The following is a 20561-nucleotide window of genomic DNA, read 5'->3' as shown; positions in this document are numbered from 1 at the left end:
CTCATGCTGGAACGCCTGCAATCCTTCTTCCAGACCCTGACTCAAGGTGGGGAAAGGAACGCCTTTGCTCCTGACGATCCGAGGATCGCGGTCGCCGCCCTGTGCTTTCAGGTGATGGAGGCCGATGGCTTCGTCCACAAGGCCGAACGGGACAAGCTGCGGCAATTGCTCAGGGAACAATACGGCCTCGAGGGCGGGCAGCTTGAGGAACTTCTTGATGCGGGCCAGAAAGCCGAGAGCGAGGCAGTGGACTACTACCGGTTCACCTCCGACCTGAAACGGCACCTTAACGAAGCCGAACGCCAACAGCTGGTCGGTATTCTCTGGGACATTGTCTATGCGGACGGCGACAGGAGCGAGATGGAAGACCATGTGATCTGGCGCATCGCCGACCTGCTCGGCGTGTCGGGTCGCGACCGTGTCAGCGAACGGCGCGATGCCGTGAACCGCGCCGGACTGGGGAGCGACAGCGATGCTTGACATGCCCGACCGACGGCGGAGTATCAAGGCTCCGGTACTCATCGTCCTGCATCAGGAACGCTCCAGTGCCGGCCGCGTCGGTCAGCTTTTGCTTGAGAAGGGCTATCCGTTGGACATTCGCCGGCCGGTCCTTGGCGAGGCCTTGCCAAAAACTCTGGCCGAGCACTCCGGTGCAGTGGTCTTTGGCGGCCCCATGAGCGCCAACGACCCCGACGAATTCGTCAAGACCGAGATCAACTGGCTCGATATTCCGCTGAAGGAAAACAAGCCGTATCTCGGCATCTGCCTCGGCGCCCAGATGCTGGTGCATCACCTCGGCGGCAAAGTGGAAACTGAACCTCAGGGCCGCGTCGAGATCGGCTGGTATCCCATCCGCCCGACCGAACACGGCCGCCTGCTTATGCATTGGCCGAAAATGGTCTATCATTTCCACCGCGAGGGCTTCGACCTTCCCCATGGCTGTCAGCGGCTTGCGGAAGGCGATATCTACCGCAATCAGGCGATCCGCTATGGCGAGAACGCCTGGGGCATCCAGTTCCATGCCGAACTGACCCGGGCAATGATGCATCGCTGGGTGGTGCATGGCGCAAGCCGTTTCGTCATGCCTAATGCCCAGCAGGGCCGCGACCATCTTGAGGGGCGCATGATCTTCGATGCGCCGCTCAAGGCATGGCTGTCCGAATTCCTCGATCTCGTCTTCGAGAAGAACCGCTGCCCGGCCTGAAGCCGCCTATTTGTGATCCTGAGAATTCGGTGCGTCGAGGCTGTCGATACGGCGAAGCTGCGGGAAGCCGATGGACCACAGGATCGCGACGGCAAGCGTGCCGAGACCGCCGATTACCACCGCCGGAACCGGTCCAACCAGATGCGCCATCGTGCCGGCCCGGAATTCACCGAGTTCGTTCGATGCCCCGATGAACACCATATTGACGGCATTCACCCGACCACGCACCTCATCCGGCGTCCAGAGCGCGATCAGCGTCTCGCGCACATAGACCGACGCCATATCGGCCGCCCCCATCAGCATCAGCGCCAGGATGGAAATCCATGCCGTCTGCGAGAGGCCGAACATCACCGTCGCCACTCCGAACAGCGCAACGCCGATAAACATGAAGACACCGGCATTATGACGGATCGGGAAGCTCGCAAGGGTCACCGCAACGATAATCGCTCCGACACCTGGCGCCGAACGGAGAAGGCCGAGGCCCCAGGGCCCAAGGGTCAGCACATCGCTGGCGAAAACCGGCATCAGGGCGATAGCCCCGCCAAGCAGAACGGCGAACAGGTCGAGCGAGATCGCCCCCAGCACCACTTTCTCGCCGAAGATGAAGCGGAAGCCCGCAAGGATCGTGTTCCAGGTCACGGCCTTCGACGAAGTACGCTGCGCGGGCTTCTTGACCATGAAGACCAGGAGGGCCGCACCGAGGAAGAAGACGAACGAAACCGTATAGGCCAACACCGGGCTGAAACCGTAAAGCAGGCCGCCCGCAACCGGACCGATGATCGAAGCCGTCTGCCAGGAGGAAGAATTCCACGCCACCGCATTGGAAAGATCTTCGGCCGGCACGAGGTTCGGCGCCAGCGACTGCACCGCCGGAGAATTGAAGGCACGCTCGATGCCGAAGATGGTCAGGATAATGAAGACGAGGATCGGCTCGAACGCATCGAACGCGGTGATGACCAGCATCGCCCCCGCGCAAAGCGCGCTGACGATCATGCAGATGGCAACGATCGCACGCCGGTTATAGCGGTCGACGACCGAGCCGGTGACGAGGATCAGAAGCAGGGCCGGCAAGAACTGCACGAGCCCGATCATGCCGAGATAGAAGGCGCTCTTCGTCTCGTCATACATCTGCCAGCCGACGGAAACGCTCAGGATCTGGGTCGCGAAAGCTCCAAGAAACCGGGCGAAGAAGAAGCGTGCATAGGAAACGTGCCGGAAGGCTGCGAAACGATCCCCGGACCTGGAGGCATGCATGACGGGACTTTCCACTCTGGGCACGCTGCGCGGATAAACCGGCGCGCCCGTTAAACATGTTTCGTTTTCCGGCTGACCGCAGTACTTGCCCGCTTAGTCGCCAATGTCTACATGTCTGTCAACCGAGAAATGGAGACCCGCATGCTCGCGCTGTTTCAGACGATCGATCTGGCATTGAACCTCTACACCTGGATACTGATCGCCAGTGCCATCTTTTCCTGGCTTTACGCATTCAACGTCATCAATTCGAGCAACAGCTTCGTCAATTCGCTGGGCAGCTTCTTCTACAACGTGACGGAACCGGTCTTACGGCCGATACGCAGGATTCTGCCTGACCTTGGCGGCATCGACATCTCGCCGATCGTCGTCCTGCTCCTCATCTTCTTCATCCGCTCGCTGATGTGGAACAGCATCGTTCCGCTCTTTCTGTGAAGCGACCCTACAAGCGCCTCGAAGACCATCTGCGCCTCGCAATTCGGTTAACGCCGAATGCGGGGCGCGATGCTTTGGAGGGGCTAGAGGAAAACGCGGAAGGTGAGGCCTGCCTTCGCGCCCGAGTCACCAGCGTGCCTGAAAAAGGCAAGGCCAACAAGGCGCTGATCACCCTGATCGCAAAGGCGATTGCCGTTCCAAAGTCATCCATCTCCATCGTCTCAGGAGAAACAGCCAGACAAAAAATCCTCCGGATCGATGGCGACCCGGAGGATTTGGAAAGGAAGCTGGACGCCCTTACGACCGTCTGAACTCACTTCTTCGAGTTGTAGCGCTCGATGGCTTCGAGAATAAGCTTCTTGGCGACGTCGACGCCCTGCCAGCCAGCGATCTTCACCCATTTGCCGGGCTCAAGATCCTTGTAGTGTTCAAAGAAGTGCTCGATCTGCTTCAGCGTAATTTCCGGCAGATCGGTATAGTTCTCGATCTTGTCATAGCGGCGCGTCAGCTTCGGAACCGGGACCGCAAGGATCTTTTCGTCCTTGCCGCCGTCGTCTTCCATGATCATGACGCCAATCGGACGAACGTTGATGACGCAGCCGGGAACCAGCGGTCGCGTGTTGCAGACCAGAACGTCTACCGGGTCGCCATCTTCCGACAGGGTGTGGGGTACGAAGCCGTAATTGCCCGGATAGGTCATCGGCGTGTAGAGGAAGCGGTCGACGACCAGCGCGCCGGCGTCCTTGTCCATTTCGTACTTGATCGGCTGGCCACCGACCGGCACCTCGATGATGACGTTGACGTCTTCCGGCGGATTCTTGCCAATGGCGATAGCATCGATACGCATTTTCGTCCCCATGGGAGTGTTGAAATCCGGGGTTTCCTAAAGGGAATCATAACGCAATGCAACACAGCTTTGGGCGAAGAGGTCGACAATCGTCGGCAAGGTTGCCGGCCTAATTAGTTTGCATTTCCTGCAGCAACCCTACACGAAGCTCGGCCGGATCTGGTATAATTGTTTGATGTCTGGGGGATCGACCATGAAGCTTTCAATATTTGCAACCCTGGGGACTATCGCCTCATTCTGTGCCTTTAACGAGCCAGCACTGGCCAATGATAGCACCTATACCGATCTTGATCTCGACAAGTGCAAGACGGTTGCCTCCGACGACATGGGCGCGATAATGCTGTGCAGCGGTTACAAAGACTATCAGGTCCATTTTTCCGAGGGCGACCTGCGCCAGAGTGTCTTCTACGGCCCACTCGACAAGAAATGGCAGGAACAGGGCTTCGAATCCTTTGAGCCCTTCAATCACGTCGGCGCGAAGATCGAATGGCGCCTGGACGATTCGGGCAAGCCTTTCGCCGCAATCCTGCGCTGGTTCCTGGAAAATGTGGGTCCCCAAGGGGTACCAACCAAAGCCAGCACCGGGCAAGTACTTGTGATCAGCCGCGTGGCTCAGCAGGAGGACGGCCTTGGTTGCGTAGTGGGGTACGTCGACGCGCTCACCAATCCAGATGCCAACGAAATGGCGCGCAAAGTCGCAGACGAAGAGGCCAAGGACTTCGCCTGCGGCCATCAGGAAGCGGCATGGCACGGAAAACGTGGCGACAAGGCATCGGAACCGACGCATGTCTTCCCCGACGGCTTCCTCCAGCAGTAGGAAAAGAGATCAGCTCCAGATGAAGCCGAGCTTCTTGAGCTGAACGTCGTCAAAGTCTTCCATGCCCTCGACCGCATCAATCCCGCCATTAGAGCGGAAAAAATCGACCGCGTGACGGCTATCCTCGAGACACCAGACGACGGTGCCGTTGCAGCCGAGCGACTTCAACAGCCGGCGCGCCTCGCCGAACAGAGTATGGCCAAGACCGATGCCCTGATATTCCGGACGCATGTAGATCTCGTAGACTTCGCCTTCCTGCGGCAGGGCGCGAGCCCGGTTGAGACCGACGGTAGCATAGCCGGCAATGGTTCCGGCGACGTCGGCCACGAGGATGGTTGCGGGTCCGGAGGTCGCCTTGCGCCACCATGTTTCACTGCGGCGCTCGATCATCTTCGTCAGGGCGCGATACGGAATGAGGCCTGCGTAGCTGTGCTGCCAGGATGCGCGATGCGCCTCCGCTATGGCCCTCGCATCCTGCCGCTCGGCAGGGCGAACATCGATCGACAACGTCTTCATAACGTCACTTTCGTCCCGCTGCGCTCCGATCACCACCGGCAGGTGCCGGAAAAGCGAGGAACCCACAGACTTTTCATCAGGTTCAACGGGGAAAATTTAACGCTTTTTTAACCTTTGCCGCAAGCCCGGCCACAATCAAACCACAAACAAAAACCCCGGCTCGATGAGCCGGGGCTTGAAAATGCAGACCTGGAAAGAAGATCAGGCCTGGATCTTTGCCTTGTCGAAGCGCTTACGGTCGTTAGCGTCGAGATAGATCTTGCGAAGACGGATCGACTTCGGCGTCACTTCCATCAGTTCGTCGTCCTGGATCCACGACAGCGCACGGTCCAGCGTCATGCGGATCGGCGGGGTCAGACGAACGGCTTCGTCCTTGCCGGCCGAACGGATGTTGGTCAGCTGCTTGCCCTTGAGAACGTTGACCTCGAGGTCGTTATCGCGGGTATGGATACCGATGATCATGCCGGCATAGACCTTCTCACCGGGCTCGATGATCATCGGGCCGCGGTCTTCGAGATTGAACATCGCATAGGCGACGGCTTCACCGGACTGGTTCGAAAGCAGAACGCCGTTGGTACGGCCGCTAATTTCACCCTTGTAAGGCTGATAGTCGTGGAACAGGCGGTTCATGATCGCGGTACCGCGCGTGTCAGTCAGCAGTTCCGACTGATAGCCGATCAGGCCGCGGGTCGGAGCGAGGAACTTCAGACGAACGCGGTTGCCGCCGGAGGGGCGCAGTTCGGTCATCTCGGCCTTGCGCTCGGACATCTTCTGCACGACCACGCCAGAATGCTCTTCGTCGACGTCGATCACGACCTCTTCGATCGGCTCCATCGTGACGCCGTTCTCGTCCTTGTGCATGACGACGCGCGGACGCGAAACGGCAAGCTCGAAGCCTTCGCGACGCATGGTCTCGATCAGAACCGCAAGCTGGAGTTCGCCGCGGCCGGATACGTAGAACGAATCCTTGCCCTCGGCTTCTTCGATCTTCAGCGCGACGTTGCCTTCGGCTTCCTTGAACAGACGGTCGCGGATGACGCGGCTCGTTACCTTGTCGCCTTCGGTACCGGCCAGCGGGCTGTCGTTGACGATGAAGGACATGGTGACGGTCGGCGGATCGATCGGCTGGGCCTGCATGGCTTCGGTGACCGAAGGATCACAGAAGGTGTCGGCGACCGTGCCCTTGGAAAGGCCAGCGATGGCGACGATGTCACCAGCCTGCGCTTCTTCGATCGGCTGACGCTCGATGCCACGGAATGCGAGGATCTTCGAGATACGGCCGGTTTCGACCGTCTTGCCATCCTGGCTCAGGACCTTGACGGCCTGGTTCGGCTTGATCGAACCGGACGCGACGCGGCCGGTGATGATACGGCCGAGGAAGGGGTTTGCTTCGAGAAGCGTACCGATCATGCGGAACGGACCTTCTTCGACCTTCGGCGCCGGAACATGTTCCAGAACGAGGTCGAGAAGCGGCGCCAGACCCTGATCCTTCGGACCTTCGGGGTTGACGTTCATCCAGCCATCGCGACCAGAACCGTAAAGGATCGGGAAGTCGAGCTGCTCGTCGGTCGCGTCGAGGTTGGCGAAAAGGTCGAAGACTTCGTTGATGACTTCTTCGTGGCGACCGTCCGGACGGTCGATCTTGTTGATCGCGACGATCGGGCGGAGACCGACCTTCAGCGCCTTGCCGACCACGAACTTGGTCTGCGGCATCGGGCCTTCCGACGAATCGACCAGAACGATCGCGCCGTCCACCATCGACAGGATGCGCTCGACTTCGCCGCCGAAGTCGGCGTGGCCGGGGGTGTCGACGATGTTGACGCGAACACCCTTCCATTCGACCGAGGTCGCCTTGGCGAGAATGGTGATGCCGCGTTCCTTTTCGAGGTCGTTCGAATCCATGACGCGTTCTGCAACGCGCTGGTTTTCGCGGAACGAGCCGGACTGCTTGAGGAGTTCGTCGACAAGGGTCGTTTTCCCATGGTCAACGTGCGCAATGATCGCGATATTGCGAAGGTTCATGAACGGATCTCTGATGGCTGGGGCGCAAAACGGGGTGCGGCGCCTTGTTTCTTTGGCGCGCTCATACCCTGTTTTTTGCAATTGCGAAAGGGGAAAGAGCCTCGGCAGCGTCAGAAGGGCCTTTCGGGATACCTCCAGCCTTCCTAAATCCAGTGTCGCAAGACACCTTCCGGGGAGGAAAACCGACGTGGCGAGCCCCATGATGACACCCACTGACCTGCAGGCCTATCTTCACGATCACATTCCGATTTCCGCCGCGATGCATGTCCGCGTCCTCGCGACGGAACCGGACAGCATCACACTTCAGGCCCCGCTTGCCCCGAACATCAATCACCGCGAAACGGTCTTCGGAGGCAGCGCCTCAGCCGTCGCCATCCTTGCCGCCTGGTCGCTCGTCCACCTGCGGCTGAAATGCGAGGGGCTAGAGAGCCGGGTGGTCATCCAGCACAACTGCATGGACTATCTCGCCCCGATCAGCGACGACTTCACCGCGCGCTCCTACCTTGTCGATCAGGACGCATGGGCTTCATTTACGCGGCTGCTCGCCCGACGCGGACGCGCACGCATACTCGTTGCCGCGGCATTGGAGACGGACGGCGTTATCGCCGGCCGCCTTGAAGGAGAATTCGTCGCCTTCTCCAATGCCGGATTGCGCTAACCATCCGGCATTCACTGGAGGATCAGGCCGCCGTCAGGCAGCCAGCCCCTTCTGCTTGAGCATGGCCTCGGGGCTCGGAAGCCGTCCGCGGAAGGCCTTGTAGGCTTCTTCCGGATCGATGGAGCCGCCGACCGAGTAGATGTTCGCCTTCAGGCGCTCGGCCATGGCGGGATCGAAGGCGTTTCCCGTTTCCTCGAAGGCTGCGAAAGCATCGGCATCGAGCACCTCTGACCACATGTAGGAATAGTAGCCGGCGGAATAGCCGTCTCCGGCGAAGACATGCTGGAAGTGCGGCGTCGCGTGGCGCATCACCAGCGAGCGTGGAAGCCCGATCTTCGCCAGCACTTCCGCCTGAACCGCCATCGGATCCTCGACCGGGCCGCGGGTGTGGAACGCCATGTCGACCAGCGCCGACGAGGTGAATTCTACCGCCGCGAAACCGGCATTGAAGGTGCGGGCCGCCAACACCTTGTCGAGAAGGGCCTGCGGCATCGGCTGCCCGGTCTCGTAATGGACGGCATAGGTTTTGAGAATCTCCGGCACCGTCAGCCAGTGCTCGTAAAGCTGCGACGGCAATTCGACGAAATCGCGGGAAACGCCGGTGCCCGAGACGGAGGGATAGGTCACGTTCGACAGCATGCCATGGGCCGCATGACCGAACTCGTGGAAAAGCGTGCGGGCATCGTCGAGCGACAGCAGCGCCGGCTTGCCCTCTTCCGGTTTGGCGAAGTTGCAGACGTTGTAGATGATCGGAATCTCGCCGACCGCACCGTTCTTCAAGGGTAGCTTGTGCTGCGACTGGAACGAACTCATCCACGCGCCGGAACGCTTGGACGGCCGGGCGAAGTAATCGCCGAGAAACATGGCGACAAGCTTGTCGTTGTTGTCGCGAATCTCGAAGACCCGGACATCCGGATGGTAGCCGGCAACATTCTTGAGCGGCACCGCCTTGATGCCGAACAGGCGCCCGGCAACATCGAAGCAGGCCTCGATGATCTTTTCGAGCTGGAGATAAGGCTTGAGTTCGGTCTCGGAGAAATCGAATTTGCGGGCGCGCAGCTTCTCGGCATAGTGACGCCAGTCCCACGGCATGACCTCGTGGTTCTTGCCCTCCTCGGCGATCAGCCCGGCAAGTTCTTCCTCCTCGGACTTCGCCTGCACCACCGCCTTGTTCCACACCTTCATCAGCAGTTCGTTCACGGCTTCCGGCGTCTTGGCCATGGTGTCGTCCAGCTTGTAGCTGGCGAAATCCTTGTAACCGAGCAGTCCGGCCTTCTCCGACCTCAGCGCCAGCGTCTCCTTGACGATTTCGCGGTTGTCGGTTTCGCCGCCATTGATGCCGCGGGAAATCCAGGCGTTGAAAGCCTGCTCACGCAGATCCCGACGCGTGGAAAAGGTGAGGAAAGGCTCGATGATGGAACGCGACAGCGTCACCACATAGGCCTCCCCCTTGCCGCGAGCCTGCGCGGCGGCAGCCATCGCGTCCTTCAGGAAATCGGGAATGCCGGCAAGGTCGTCATCGCCGTCGAGCGGCAGCACCCAGGATTTTTCATCGGAAAGCACATTCTGGCCGAACCGCGCGCCAAGACCCGCCAGCTTTTCATTGATCGCGGCGAGACGCTCCTGCTTCGCCTTTTCAAGCTTGGCGCCCGACTTGACGAAACCCTTCCAGTGACGCTCCAGAACACGCAGCTCCTCGGTCGTCAGGCCGAGTTCGCTGCGCTTTTCCCAGAGCGCGTCGATGCGGCGGAACAGCTCGGCATTCATACCGATCTTCGAATAATGGCGAGACATCTTCGGGGCGATCTCGCGCTCCAGCGCCTGGATCGTGTCGTTGGTGTGAGCGCCGGCCCGGTTCCAGAACAGCGAGGACACGCGCGAGAGATTGTCCCCTGCAATCTCCAGAGCAATGATGGTGTTGGAAAAGGTCGGCGTCTCCGGATTGGTCGCGACGGCATCGATCTCCGCGTCGTGCCCGGCAAGAGCCACATCAAAGGCCGGAGCGAAATCCTCGTCAGAAACCGCTTCGAAGCGCGGCAACCCGTTCGGGCCGTTCCACTCGTAGACGGCGGGGCTGAATGACGACGTTTTGCTCATGACAATTTTCCCTTGGTCGATCCTCGATCCGATACCCGCGAAGCGGACACCTTACGCGATATGGTATCCCGACCATTTGATTGGCAAGCACGCAAACGATCACGGAGGCAAAATTTCCGACCTTCCATGCATGAGGCCGGACGCCGGACAGATATATTTCGCCTCTCGCCAAGCACTCCTTCCGGTCGTAAAAGGTGGCGAACTCACTTTCTGACGCCAGACCGATTGCCCCGTGGCGCCAAGACCACCAGATCGAACGGAATAGCATGACACAGGCTCGCATGAGCGAGCGCCGCACTTCGCTGATCGGCGCGCTGCTGACCACCATCGGCCCCATCTCCATGGCGATCTACACGCCAGCCATGCCGGAACTGGTGAAAGCCTTCGGGACGACCGACAGCGCCATCAAGATGAGCCTCTCGCTTTATTTCGCCGGGTTCGCCTGCGCCCAGCTTCTCTCAGGCCCGATGTCGGATGCCTTCGGACGCAGAAAAGCGACGCTGGCCTTCCTCGCCATCTATATCGCCGGAAGCCTGACGGCTGCCTTCGCGCCTTCGGTCGAATGGCTGCTGACCGGCCGCCTGATCCAGGGCATCGGCGCGTCGGTCGGCGTCACGGTATCCCGCGCCATAGTCCGCGACCAGTTCACGGGACCGGAAGCCGCCCGTATCCTCAACATGATGGGCATCATGCTCGCCATCGGCCCGGCGGCGGGGCCGACGCTCGGCGGCTTGGCGCTATCCCTTTCCGGCTGGCAGGCGATCTTCTACCTGATGGTCGGCTTTGGAATACTGAGTGGCCTGATGGTCGCCTTCCTGATGGCGGAAACGACCGTCGCCGACAGGTCGAGGATCCACCCGGTCCGCCTCGTCTCATCCTATGTCACGCTTGTCAGCGATCTGAGAGTGCTGTTCTGCGCCCTCGTGCTGGGCGGATGTGTCGGGGCTCTCTATGCCCAATCGACCATGCTTCCCTTCGTGCTGATCAATCGCGTCGGCTTGACGCCTGCACAGTTCGGCCTTGGCATGCTGATGCAGTCGGGCTTCTACTTCGCCGGTTCCATTACGCTCCGCTTCCTCAGCCCCCGACTGGGTGAACGTGGTTCCCTGCGCACCGGCCTTACCCTTGTCGGCATCGGCGGAGCGATGATCGCGCTTTCGGTCCATTTTATCGAGCCGAGCTTCCTGTCGATCATGGGACCGGTTGCCGTCTGCTCCTTCGGCATCGCCTTCGTGATCCCTTACATCACGACCGCCGGCCTTCAACCGCATCCTGAAATCGCAGGCTCAGCCGCCGCCCTGCTCGGCTTCGGCCAGATGGGATCCGGCTTCCTCGGCGGTATTGCCGCCGCCACTATCGGCGATCCGCTGACGGCCTTCGGCACCGTCATCCCCTTCATGGAATTCATGGCGATCTTCGCCTATCTCGGCCTGCAGGCAGCCCGCCGCCGCGCCGGCTGAAAGAAACCCGCAATAAAAAACCGCCGGAGCCAAAATCCCGGCGGCTTTATGATTTCAATCCTGAAAGGGCTGGATCAGCCCTTGAGGTTGCGCTTGGCGAGCGTGCGCAGGCGCAGCGCATTGAGCTTGATGAAGCCGGCGGCATCCTTTTGGTCGTAGGCGCCCTGGTCGTCCTCGAAAGTCACCAGCTGGTCGGAATAGAGCGACTTCGAGGATTCGCGGCCGATTACCATCACATTGCCCTTGTAGAGCTTGAGGGTGACTTCGCCTTCCACATCCTTCTGGCTGAGGTCGATCGCGGCCTGCAGCATCTGGCGTTCCGGCGAGAACCAGAAGCCGTAATAGATCAGCTCGGCGTAACGCGGCATCAGCTCGTCCTTGAGGTGCGCGGCGCCACGATCGAGCGTGATCGACTCGATTGCGCGATGCGCGGCCAGCAGGATCGTACCGCCAGGGGTCTCGTAGACACCGCGCGACTTCATGCCGACGAAGCGGTTCTCGACGAGGTCGAGACGACCGATGCCGTTGTCACGACCGTAATCGTTGAGCTTGGCAAGAATGGTCGCCGGGCTCAGGCGAACGCCATTGATCGAGACGGCGTCGCCCTTTTCGAAACCGATCTTGATGATCGTGGCCTTGTCCGGGGCAGCCTCCGGCGAAATGGTGCGCATGTGAACATATTCGGGTGCTTCCTGCGACGGATCTTCCAGAACCTTACCTTCCGAGGAGGAGTGCAGCAGGTTGGCATCGACAGAGAAGGGAGCCTCGCCCTTCTTGTCCTTGGCAACCGGGATCTGGTTCTTCTCGGCGAATTCGAGAAGGTCGGTACGGCTCTTGAACGACCAGTCGCGCCAGGGGGCGATGATCTTGATGTCGGGGTTCAGCGCATAGGCCGAAAGCTCGAAGCGAACTTGGTCGTTGCCCTTGCCGGTCGCGCCATGGGCGATGGCGTCGGCACCGGTCTTCTTGGCGATGTCGATCAGGTGCTTGGAGATCAGCGGACGGGCGATCGACGTGCCGAGCAGGTAAACGCCTTCGTAGACGGCGTTGGCTCGGAACATCGGGAAGACGAAGTCGCGGACAAACTCTTCGCGGACGTCCTCAATGAAGATTTCCTTGATGCCGAGCATCTCGGCCTTCTTGCGTGCAGGCTCGAGTTCCTCGCCCTGGCCGAGATCGGCAGTAAAGGTCACGACTTCAGCGCCGAGTTCGGTCTGGAGCCATTTCAGGATGATCGAGGTGTCGAGGCCGCCGGAATAGGCGAGCACGACCTTCTTCACGTCTTTATGCGATGCCATGATGAGAAGTCCGTTCGTGAGCGTGGGCAGCCAAGGGCATACGAACCCTTGGTTTGCGGGCACTTTTAGCGAGATTATCGCGCCGTGCAAGGGGAACCGATGCCGCGGAAGGCAGAAGCGGCGATGATGCGCGGCCGTGGCAGGAGCACTTTGAGGTTTGACCGCGCCTCACGATGCCCCATATCAAAAGCTCAACTGCCATAACGAGGAGACACCATATGCAGCATCAGGCATTTTCCCGGGGTAATGTCGCAGTCGTCACCGGCGCCGCATCCGGCATTGGCCTTGCCGCCGCCATGGCCTTCGCAAAAAAGGGCATGGCGGTCGTGCTTGTCGATCTCGGCGGCGATCCGCTGGCCGAGGCGCGTGAGAAAGTCGCCAAACTCTCCGCCAATCCGGATACGGACATCGTGGCGATCGAGACGGATGTCAGCAAGCTGGATCAGCTCGAGGCCCTCGAACGGGCCGTCATCCAGCGTTTCGGACGCGTACACGTCCTCATGAACAATGCCGGTATTCAACCGGGCAGTAGTATTTTTGGTCCCCAGGCCAACTGGGAAAGCGTGCTTGCCGTCAACCTGATGGGCGTCATCAACGGTACCCGCACCTTCGGTCCGAACATGATCGCCCATGGGGAACCGGGCCTCATCATCAACACCGGCTCGAAGCAGGGCATCACCACTCCACCCGGCGATCCGGCCTACAACGTCTCGAAAGCCGGCGTGAAAGCCTTTACCGAAGCGCTGCAACACGAGCTTCGCAACACTGAAGGCTGCAGGATATCGGCCCACCTGCTGATCCCGGGCTGGGTCTTCACCAACCTGACGCGGGGAGAGGCAAAGACGAAACCGGAAGGCGCATGGACTCCGGAGGAGACCATCGGCTTCATGCTGGAAAGCATCGACCGCGGTGATTTCTACATTCTTTGCCCGGATAACGACGTGGACCGCACGACCGACGAGAAGCGCATCCTCTGGGCTGCCGGAGACATCGTCGAAAACCGGCCACCCCTGTCACGCTGGCATCCGGACTACGGAACGAAATTCAGGGCTTTCCTGAACGGTCAATAAGCACGATTGGCAAGCCGCCCGCAGCCCGGTATGGATGGCGTATTAGCGTCGCCCATATCGGGCTTCTCTCTGCTACGGACCCGCCCTCATGGAATTCATCCCGAGTCTTCCCACCATCCTCGCCTTCAGTCTTGCCATTCTCCTGCTCGCCATCACGCCCGGGCCGGACATGACGCTCTGGATCAGCCGCTCCCTGCGCGACGGCCGGGCGACGGGGCTCATGACGCTCGCAGGTACGAGCTTCGGGATCTCCATCCACACCATGCTGGTGGCCTTCGGCATTTCGGCGCTGATTGTCGCTTCGCCGACGGCCTTCACCATCCTGAAGACCGGCGGTGCCGGCTACCTGCTGTGGCTCGCCATCCAGGCTGTGCGCCACGGTTCGAACTTCGTCGTGCGCGCCGACGGCCAGCGCCAGTCGGCACCGATGAAGGCGTTCCTGAACGGCCTGTGGGTCAACCTGCTCAATCCGAAGGTCATCATCTTCTTCATGACCTTCCTGCCGCAATTCGTCAGCGCCAGCGATCCGCACGTTACCGGCAAGCTGCTCTTCCTCGGCATCTGGTCGATCGTCCTGTCGCTGCCGATCGGCCTCGGCATCATCTACATGGCCGATGGCCTGTCGAGCTGGCTGCAGACGAACCGCAAGGTTCTCCGCGCCATCGACTACACCTTCGCCGGTGTCTTTTCGGTCTTCGCAGTGAAGATCATGTTCACCCAGGCGCGCTGAACCTGGAACGAAAAACGGCGCCCGGATCGACCCCGGACGCCGTTCTCTCTATAGTCTGACTGTCGAAATCAGCCGATCAGCAATTCATCGTCATCCAGCGTCTGGCCGCGGATGCGCCTGAACATGTTAATCAGGTCCTCCACCTGCAGATCCTTGCGGCTGTCGCCGGCAACGTCGAGAACGATCTCGCCCGCATGCAGCATGATGGTGCGGGCGCCGAAATCCAGCGCCTGACGCATGGAATGCGTTACCATCAGAGTGGTCAGCTTGCGCTCCGATACGATGGACTGCGTAAGGTTCATGATGAACTCGGCCATGCCAGGATCGAGCGCCGCCGTATGTTCGTCGAGCAACAGCACCTCGGAACCGCTGAGCGTCGCCATCACCAGCGAGACCGCCTGCCTCTGACCACCGGACAGAAGGTCCATACGGTCCGCCATGCGATTTTCCAGCCCGAGATTAAGTGCAGCCACCCGATCGCGGAACTCGCCGCGACGAGTTCCGCCAAGAGCTGCCGAAAGGCCGCGACGCTTGCCCCGCATGGCCGCAAGCGCAAGGTTCTCCTCGATGGAAAGCGCACCGCAACTACCGGCCAGCGGATCCTGGAAGACGCGGGCCACGAGGCCGGCGCGGCTGGCGGTCGGCTTGCGTGACACATCCGCATTGCCGATATTGACCCGGCCGGAGGTCGGCAGCACATCGCCGGCAAGCACGCCGAGCAGCGTCGACTTGCCCGCGCCGTTGGAGCCGATGACGGTGACAAAGGAACCCGTCTCGATCGTCAGGCTGACGTTCTTCAGCGCTTGTTTCTGCAGCGGCGTGCCGCGGCCGAAGACGACATCAATGTTTTCGAGCGAAATCATGCCGAAGCTCCTCCCCGGCGCAGTCTGGGAAGGACGAGCGCAACCGCAACCAGCACCGCAGTTACGAAGTTCAGGTCGGAAGCCTTGAGGCCGAGCACGTCGCTGGACAGCGCAAGCTGGATCGCGAGGCGATAGGCGATCGAGCCCACGACGCAGCCAATCAAAGCGAAGAGCAGGCCGCGCTTGCCGAACAGAGTCTCACCGATGATGACGGCCGCAAGGCCGACGACAATGGTGCCGACACCGGAGGTGACATCGGCAAAGCCGTTCGTCTGGGCAAACAAGGCGCCGCCAAGCGCCACCAGCGCATTGGAGAGCGCGATGCCGAGATAGATCTGGTTATCCGTCTGCACGCCCTGTGCGCGGGCCATGCGCGCATTAGCGCCGGTCGCGCGCATGGCAAGACCGGCATCGCTTTCCAGAAAGCGCCAGACCAGGAAGATCACGATGGCGACCAGCGCGAAGACGAAAAGCGGGCGCACATAATATTCGGGGATTCCGTGGCCGTAGAACGGCGTCAGCATGGTGTCCTGATTGAGCAGCGCGACGTTCGGCTTGCCCATGACCCTGAGGTTCACGGAAAACAGCGCGATCATCGTCAGGATCGAGGCCAGCAGGTTGAGGATGCGGAAACGCACGTTCAACAGCGCGGTCACGAGACCGGCAGCGGACCCGGCCACCATGGCGATGGCGGTCGCGACCCAGGGATTCAGCCCAGCGATGATCAACACGGCGGCGACCGCCGCACCGAGTGGGAACGAACCGTCGACGGTCAGGTCAGGAAAATCGAGGACACGGAAGGCAAGATAAACGCCAATCGCCACGAAGGCGAAGACCAGACCCAGCTCAACGGCACCCCAGAAGGCGATTTGGCTCACGGCAGAAGTCCTTCAAGCTTGCGGCGGACATCGCGACATGTCCGCCCGCAGCCCGGCAAGAGCAAGGGCCGCGCAATCGCGGCCCCGCTGTCGGATGGTTATTCGATCGTCTTGGTCGCGCGCTTGGTGATGCTTTCCGGGAAGGTGACGCCCATCTTGGCGGCAGCGGCCTTGTTGATCACCAGGTCGGTGCCGGCAGCAACACGCACCGGAATGTCGCCGGGCTTTTCGCCCTTCAGGACGCGAACGACGACTTCGCCGGTCTGCTTGCCCACGTCGAAATAGTTGAAGCCGAGCGCTGCAAGCGCGCCGCGGGAAACGGAATCCGTATCGCCAGCAAAGAGCGGGATCTTCGCTTCCTGGGCAACACCAACGGCGGCCTCGAATGCCGAGACGATGGTGTTGTCGGTCGGAATGTAGATCACATCGGCGCGACCGACGAGGGCGCGGGTCGCACCCTGTACCTCAGCCGACTTGGTGGCGACGGATTCGACGACCGTCAGGCCGGCCTTCTCCGCTTCGGCCTTGAGAGCGGCAAGCGTGGAAACCGAATTGGCTTCGGCTGAATTGTAGATGAAGCCGATCGACTTGGCGTTAGGCGTAATTTCCTTGATCAGCGCGATATGGTCGGCAACCGGCGACATGTCGGACAAGCCGGTAACGTTGCCGCCGGGCTTTTCCATGTCCTTGACCAGCTGCGCGCCAAGCGGGTCGGAAACTGCGGTGAAGACCACCGGAATGTCGCGGGTGGCGGCAACCACGGCCTGGGCGGACGGGGTGGAGATCGGAACGATGACGGTCGGGGCGTCGCCGACGAACTGGCGGGCGATCTGCGCGGCCGTGCCCGGATTGCCCTGGGCGGACTCGTAGACGAACTTCAGGTTCTCGCCTTCCTTGTAGCCGGCTTCGGCAAGGGCTTCCTTGATGCCGTCGCGCGCAGCATCCAGCGCGGGATGTTCGACGATGGCGGTAACAGCAACGGTGACGTCCTCGGCCTTCGCGGGCAGGACGATCGCAGTGGCGGCAAACAGGGCGAGCAGGATAGCGCGCATGGGGGTAACCTCCGGGATTTTGTTTTATCCGGTCTTCTTATGGAAGCGATCGGTCAAAATCAATCTCGCAGGCCCAAGGCGCCGCCAAGGCCCATCAGACCTTAGTCGTCCTCGCCATGGCCGACGATCATCATCGCCTCGAAGGCAAGGCGCTCGGTCTTGCGCATCCGCTCGGATTCCGACTTCAGCTGACCACAGGCGGCGAGAATGTCGCGACCGCGCGGGGTGCGGATCGGCGAGGCATAACCGGCCTGATTGATGAAGTCGGCAAACTTCTCGATCTGCGCCCAGTCGGAACACTGGTAGTTGGTGCCCGGCCACGGATTGAACGGAATGAGGTTGATCTTCGCCGGAACGCCCTTCAGGAGCTGGACCAGCGCCTTGGCGTCCTCGAGACTGTCGTTCACGTCCTTCAGCATCACATATTCGAAGGTGATGCGGCGGGCGTTGGAGAGGCCCGGATAATTCCGGCAGGCGTCGATCAGTTCCTTCAGCGGATACTTCTTGTTGATCGGCACCAGCATGTCGCGCAACTCGTCGCGCACGGCGTGCAGCGAAATCGCCAGCATGCAGCCGATCTCGTCACCGGTACGGAAGATCTCCGGCACGACACCGGACGTGGAGAGCGTGATGCGCCTCCTGGAAAGCGACAGGCCGTCACCATCCGACGCGATCAACAGCGCCTGCTTGACGTTCTCGAAATTGTAGAGCGGCTCGCCCATGCCCATCATGACGATGTTGGTGATCTTGCGGTCGCTGGAAGGAACCATGGCGCCAACCGGCACGTCGCGATCGGGAAAATCGCCGAGCCGGTCACGGGCAAGCAGAAGCTGGGAAAGGATTTCCTCCGCCGTCAGGTTGCGCACCAGCCGCTGCGTGCCGGTATGGCAGAAGGAACAGGTCAGCGTACAGCCGACCTGGCTGGAAATGCAGAGCGTGCCCCGACCTTCTTCGGGGATGTAGACAGCCTCGACCTCGACCGGCCGGCCGGCGCCGCGTGCCGGATAGCGCAGCAGCCACTTGCGGGTGCCGTCGTTGGAAACCTGCTCTTCAACGATTTCCGGGCGTGCGATGGTGAAATGCGTCTTCAGCATTTCCCGCATGTCCTTGGCGACATTGGTCATCGCGTCGAAGTCGGAAACACCGCGAACGTAGAGCCAGTTCCACAGCTGGCTGACGCGCATCTTGACCTGACGTTCAGGCACACCCTTCTCGCGCAGCGCAGCCGCCATGTCCTCGCGGCTGAGGCCGATCAGGGACGGCTTTTCGGATAGCCTGCCCGCAACGGGCGCCGCCGGTGCAACATCACGTGCGATCACATTTTCCATGACGGCCATGCCGCTCAACCTTCCTGACCAAATACCCCGACCGAGCCGCCGCTTCAAAAGCGGGCGCTGTCGAACACTTCGATGCATCTAAGGCATGCCGGGCAAACATATTGATCGGTTTTGCGATCACGACATGCGAAAAACAAGAAACCGAAACACAGGATACCATCTTCAGGATCACGACGCGGTTCGGACAATTCCGCAGGCGCGCGAATTCCCGCGGACCTTCCGGCTCGGGTCGCGCCTTTAGCAGCTTTTTTGCCCTGCGTCACGCCGAATGTGAGGGTTCCACGAAACGCGAAAAGCCGGCTTGCGCCGGCCCTTCGTGCACAGCCCTCATGGGGCCGGACTTACTTGCAGCCTTCGATCTTCTTCAGCGCAGCCGAAATGCCCGAAAGCGAATAGGTGTAAGCGGTTCCCGTTCCGCGGGCCGAGGTCGCCTTGACCGTCATCGAATGACCGGTCTTCATGGCCGCGACCAGCGCCGGCTCTTCAGCGGCGTTTTCCACCCATGCGGAGGTATCCTTCACGAACATCACGAAGTTCTTGTTGTCGATCGTGACGTTGACCTTGGAATTTTCCTTGAGGGCATAGCCCATCATCGCCTGCGGTTCGTAGGAGATGTTCTGGCCGGGACGCTGGGATATGACAAAGAAGATATCCCCGTGATTAACGGCAGCCGGCTGCTTGTCGGTCGGTACCGACAACACGTAGCAGACCGTTCCGCTATTCGTCTTGTAGGAATAGGCACCCCAGGCCTTGAACTGCTCGATGCGAGTGGGCGACTGGGCCGCAGCAATACTGCCGCTTGCCAGAAGGATTGCCACTGCGGTTACGGTACTTCTTGCGAACATGTCTTCCTGCCGGTTGTGTTTCCATCCATCGCCCGATCGGGGAGATCGGGACACTTGTCGTCAAAACATGATTCAGTTTGACTTAATTTAGGTTACCAAACCGTCAACGCCGCGATGTTTCTTGTCGCAGGTCGCGTCACAACCTTGGCTTCCTATCAGTGACCGGGCCTTGGGGAGATGTTTACCGCACCATCCTTCCCGATGATTTGATCTAGATTCAAGAAATCGGGCAAGAGTTGGGCTGGAGGCGTCTTTGTTCGCAAACGATTTTGACAGATCGGTTTTCGCAGCCCGTTTCAGCCGCTTAAGCGGCATCCGGCTCCGACGAACCATCGGCCAGCATCCGGTCCGCCGCCACATAGTGGCTCTCCTTGATGTGTCGGCTGACCAGTGCAATCGCCGTCGTCAGCACGGCGATGTCGTCGGTAAAGCCAATCACGGCAAACATGTCGGGAACGGCATCAAGCGGCAATACGAAATAACCAAGCGCTGCAAGCAGGATACCACGGACACGAAGCGGCGTTTCCCGGTCTGTAGCGCAATAAAAAGAAGCAACCAGATCACGCGAGAACGGGATCTGCCGGAATGCCTTCCTGAGCGTTGGCCAAAATTTTGCGCGGACCCTCTCTTCCTGCCGCTCCTGCGTCTCTTCGTCCCCTGGCAGAAGGATTTCACCGATCTTGATATCGTCCATGCCTGCATGATCCCTGTGTTTGGACACGATCAAAATATGGTGAATGGCGGGGGAAATTCAATCGGCGGGTGTCAGGCGGTCTATCGCCTCCGCCATTTTGAAGTCGAGCGCACTCAGCCCCGAGACGGCATGAGTCGACAGGACGATGTCGACGCGATTGTAGACGTTGAACCATTCGGGGTGGTGATCGAGCTTCTCGGCGATGAGCGCGCAGCGCGTCATGAAGGCAAAGGCTTCACCGAAATCCCGGAACTTGAAACTGCGGCTGATCGCGGCCCCGTCGCGGGCGAGCTCCCATAGCCGCCGCTCCGTCAACAGGGTGTCGATTGCGGCTGCATCCAGTTTCTCGTATTTCATCGCAGCGAAACCTCCTCAGTCATGTCGTGCAAAGGAGTGCAGCGGTTTTGCAAGACGACATGCGATACAACTAAGGCCGAGGGCATACGGAGCGAATCGAAAAGATCGCGACACGCCTTCGGACAGGACC

At 60.4% G+C, this 20561-nt stretch carries 22 protein-coding genes; 9 read left to right on the top strand and 13 right to left on the bottom strand.

Features of this window, described 5'->3' with window-relative positions:
- Nucleotides 1-3: 3 nt before the first annotated feature.
- Both H4I99_RS16680 and H4I99_RS16675 read left to right on the top strand, forming a co-directional pair.
- Complete coding sequence (locus H4I99_RS16680; RefSeq protein ID WP_163902035.1) at nt 4-480, top strand: tellurite resistance TerB family protein; 477 nt, start codon at nt 4-6, stop codon at nt 478-480.
- Nucleotides 473-1204 carry a glutamine amidotransferase gene (locus H4I99_RS16675; RefSeq protein WP_244625132.1) on the top strand — a complete coding sequence of 244 codons (732 nt, stop codon included), beginning with the start codon at nt 473-475 and terminating at the stop codon, nt 1202-1204. The genes H4I99_RS16680 and H4I99_RS16675 overlap by 8 nt, the downstream gene beginning before the upstream one ends.
- A 6-nt stretch (nt 1205-1210) precedes the next feature.
- Here the strand turns inward: H4I99_RS16675 and H4I99_RS16670 are convergent, their stop codons facing one another.
- Complete coding sequence (locus H4I99_RS16670) at nt 1211-2458, bottom strand: MFS transporter (protein ID WP_163902037.1); 1248 nt, start codon at nt 2456-2458, stop codon at nt 1211-1213.
- A 111-nt stretch (nt 2459-2569) separates the two neighbouring features.
- On the opposite strand from H4I99_RS16670, the gene H4I99_RS16665 reads away from it, so the two are divergent.
- Together H4I99_RS16665 and H4I99_RS16660 are read left to right on the top strand one after the other, a co-directional pair.
- The gene (locus H4I99_RS16665; protein WP_163902039.1) at nt 2570-2890 is read left to right on the top strand and encodes a YggT family protein; all 321 of its coding nucleotides are present in this window, start codon (nt 2570-2572) and stop codon (nt 2888-2890) included.
- A complete protein-coding gene (locus H4I99_RS16660; RefSeq protein WP_163902041.1) occupies nt 2887-3201 on the top strand; it encodes a DUF167 domain-containing protein in 315 nt (104 codons plus the stop codon). The genes H4I99_RS16665 and H4I99_RS16660 overlap by 4 nt, the downstream gene beginning before the upstream one ends.
- A gap of 2 nt (nt 3202-3203) precedes the next feature.
- Here H4I99_RS16660 and ppa read toward each other — a convergent pair whose 3' ends face one another.
- Complete coding sequence (ppa, locus tag H4I99_RS16655) at nt 3204-3737, bottom strand: inorganic diphosphatase (RefSeq protein WP_163902043.1); 534 nt, start codon at nt 3735-3737, stop codon at nt 3204-3206.
- Between the two features lie 193 nt (nt 3738-3930).
- Between ppa and H4I99_RS16650 the strand changes: the two genes are divergently transcribed.
- A complete protein-coding gene (locus tag H4I99_RS16650) occupies nt 3931-4554 on the top strand; it encodes a hypothetical protein (RefSeq protein WP_163902044.1) in 624 nt (207 codons plus the stop codon).
- Between the two features lie 9 nt (nt 4555-4563).
- Here the strand turns inward: H4I99_RS16650 and H4I99_RS16645 are convergent, their stop codons facing one another.
- Together H4I99_RS16645 and typA are read right to left on the bottom strand one after the other, a co-directional pair.
- Nucleotides 4564-5070, bottom strand: a complete 507-nt coding sequence (locus tag H4I99_RS16645; RefSeq protein WP_163905923.1) for a GNAT family N-acetyltransferase — start codon at nt 5068-5070, stop codon at nt 4564-4566.
- A gap of 201 nt (nt 5071-5271) precedes the next feature.
- Nucleotides 5272-7092: a translational GTPase TypA gene (typA, locus tag H4I99_RS16640; protein WP_163902046.1), complete on the bottom strand. Its 1821-nt coding sequence runs from the start codon at nt 7090-7092 to the stop codon at nt 5272-5274.
- Nucleotides 7093-7291: 199 nt separating this feature from the next.
- Here typA and H4I99_RS16635 point away from each other — a divergent pair, with 199 nt between their 5' ends.
- Nucleotides 7292-7750 carry a YiiD C-terminal domain-containing protein gene (locus tag H4I99_RS16635; RefSeq protein WP_244625131.1) on the top strand — a complete coding sequence of 153 codons (459 nt, stop codon included), beginning with the start codon at nt 7292-7294 and terminating at the stop codon, nt 7748-7750.
- A gap of 33 nt (nt 7751-7783) precedes the next feature.
- On the opposite strand, the gene H4I99_RS16630 is transcribed toward H4I99_RS16635, so the two are convergent.
- Nucleotides 7784-9847: a M3 family metallopeptidase gene (locus tag H4I99_RS16630; protein WP_163902048.1), complete on the bottom strand. Its 2064-nt coding sequence runs from the start codon at nt 9845-9847 to the stop codon at nt 7784-7786.
- Between the two features lie 266 nt (nt 9848-10113).
- Between H4I99_RS16630 and H4I99_RS16625 the strand changes: the two genes are divergently transcribed.
- Nucleotides 10114-11307 (top strand): multidrug effflux MFS transporter, encoded by a 1194-nt coding sequence (locus H4I99_RS16625; RefSeq protein ID WP_186663349.1) that lies wholly within the window; start codon nt 10114-10116, stop codon nt 11305-11307.
- Between the two features lie 74 nt (nt 11308-11381).
- Here the strand turns inward: H4I99_RS16625 and H4I99_RS16620 are convergent, their stop codons facing one another.
- Nucleotides 11382-12605 (bottom strand): argininosuccinate synthase, encoded by a 1224-nt coding sequence (locus H4I99_RS16620; RefSeq protein WP_163902050.1) that lies wholly within the window; start codon nt 12603-12605, stop codon nt 11382-11384.
- 218 nt (nt 12606-12823) lie between these two features.
- Between H4I99_RS16620 and H4I99_RS16615 the strand changes: the two genes are divergently transcribed.
- Both H4I99_RS16615 and H4I99_RS16610 read left to right on the top strand, forming a co-directional pair.
- Complete coding sequence (locus tag H4I99_RS16615) at nt 12824-13675, top strand: SDR family NAD(P)-dependent oxidoreductase (RefSeq protein ID WP_163902052.1); 852 nt, start codon at nt 12824-12826, stop codon at nt 13673-13675.
- 88 nt (nt 13676-13763) lie between these two features.
- Nucleotides 13764-14405, top strand: a complete 642-nt coding sequence (locus tag H4I99_RS16610) for a LysE family translocator (RefSeq protein ID WP_163902054.1) — start codon at nt 13764-13766, stop codon at nt 14403-14405.
- A 68-nt stretch (nt 14406-14473) separates the two neighbouring features.
- Here H4I99_RS16610 and H4I99_RS16605 read toward each other — a convergent pair whose 3' ends face one another.
- The 7 genes from H4I99_RS16605 to H4I99_RS16575 all read right to left on the bottom strand — a co-directional run bounded on the left by H4I99_RS16605 (nt 14474) and on the right by H4I99_RS16575 (nt 20431).
- Complete coding sequence (locus H4I99_RS16605) at nt 14474-15268, bottom strand: ABC transporter ATP-binding protein (RefSeq protein ID WP_163902056.1); 795 nt, start codon at nt 15266-15268, stop codon at nt 14474-14476.
- Complete coding sequence (locus tag H4I99_RS16600) at nt 15265-16146, bottom strand: ABC transporter permease (RefSeq protein WP_163902058.1); 882 nt, start codon at nt 16144-16146, stop codon at nt 15265-15267. The genes H4I99_RS16605 and H4I99_RS16600 overlap by 4 nt, the downstream gene beginning before the upstream one ends.
- A gap of 98 nt (nt 16147-16244) precedes the next feature.
- Nucleotides 16245-17198, bottom strand: coding sequence for an ABC transporter substrate-binding protein (locus H4I99_RS16595; protein ID WP_163902060.1), 954 nt, complete (start codon nt 17196-17198; stop codon nt 16245-16247).
- Between the two features lie 101 nt (nt 17199-17299).
- Nucleotides 17300-18526, bottom strand: coding sequence for a dual-specificity RNA methyltransferase RlmN (rlmN, locus tag H4I99_RS16590; protein WP_425314390.1), 1227 nt, complete (start codon nt 18524-18526; stop codon nt 17300-17302).
- Between the two features lie 350 nt (nt 18527-18876).
- A complete protein-coding gene (locus H4I99_RS16585) occupies nt 18877-19380 on the bottom strand; it encodes an invasion associated locus B family protein (protein ID WP_163902064.1) in 504 nt (167 codons plus the stop codon).
- 304 nt (nt 19381-19684) lie between these two features.
- A complete protein-coding gene (locus tag H4I99_RS16580) occupies nt 19685-20074 on the bottom strand; it encodes a YkvA family protein (protein WP_163902066.1) in 390 nt (129 codons plus the stop codon).
- 57 nt (nt 20075-20131) lie between these two features.
- The gene (locus H4I99_RS16575; RefSeq protein WP_163902067.1) at nt 20132-20431 is read right to left on the bottom strand and encodes a 4a-hydroxytetrahydrobiopterin dehydratase; all 300 of its coding nucleotides are present in this window, start codon (nt 20429-20431) and stop codon (nt 20132-20134) included.
- Nucleotides 20432-20561 lie beyond the last annotated feature (130 nt).

The organism is Paenirhizobium daejeonense, from assembly GCF_014280875.1.
In the GTDB taxonomy this organism is placed as follows: Bacteria; Pseudomonadota; Alphaproteobacteria; order Rhizobiales; family Rhizobiaceae; genus Allorhizobium; species Allorhizobium daejeonense.
The sequence above is the reverse complement of the archived record's forward strand: the minus strand, read 5'-3'. Positions and strand labels throughout refer to the sequence as shown.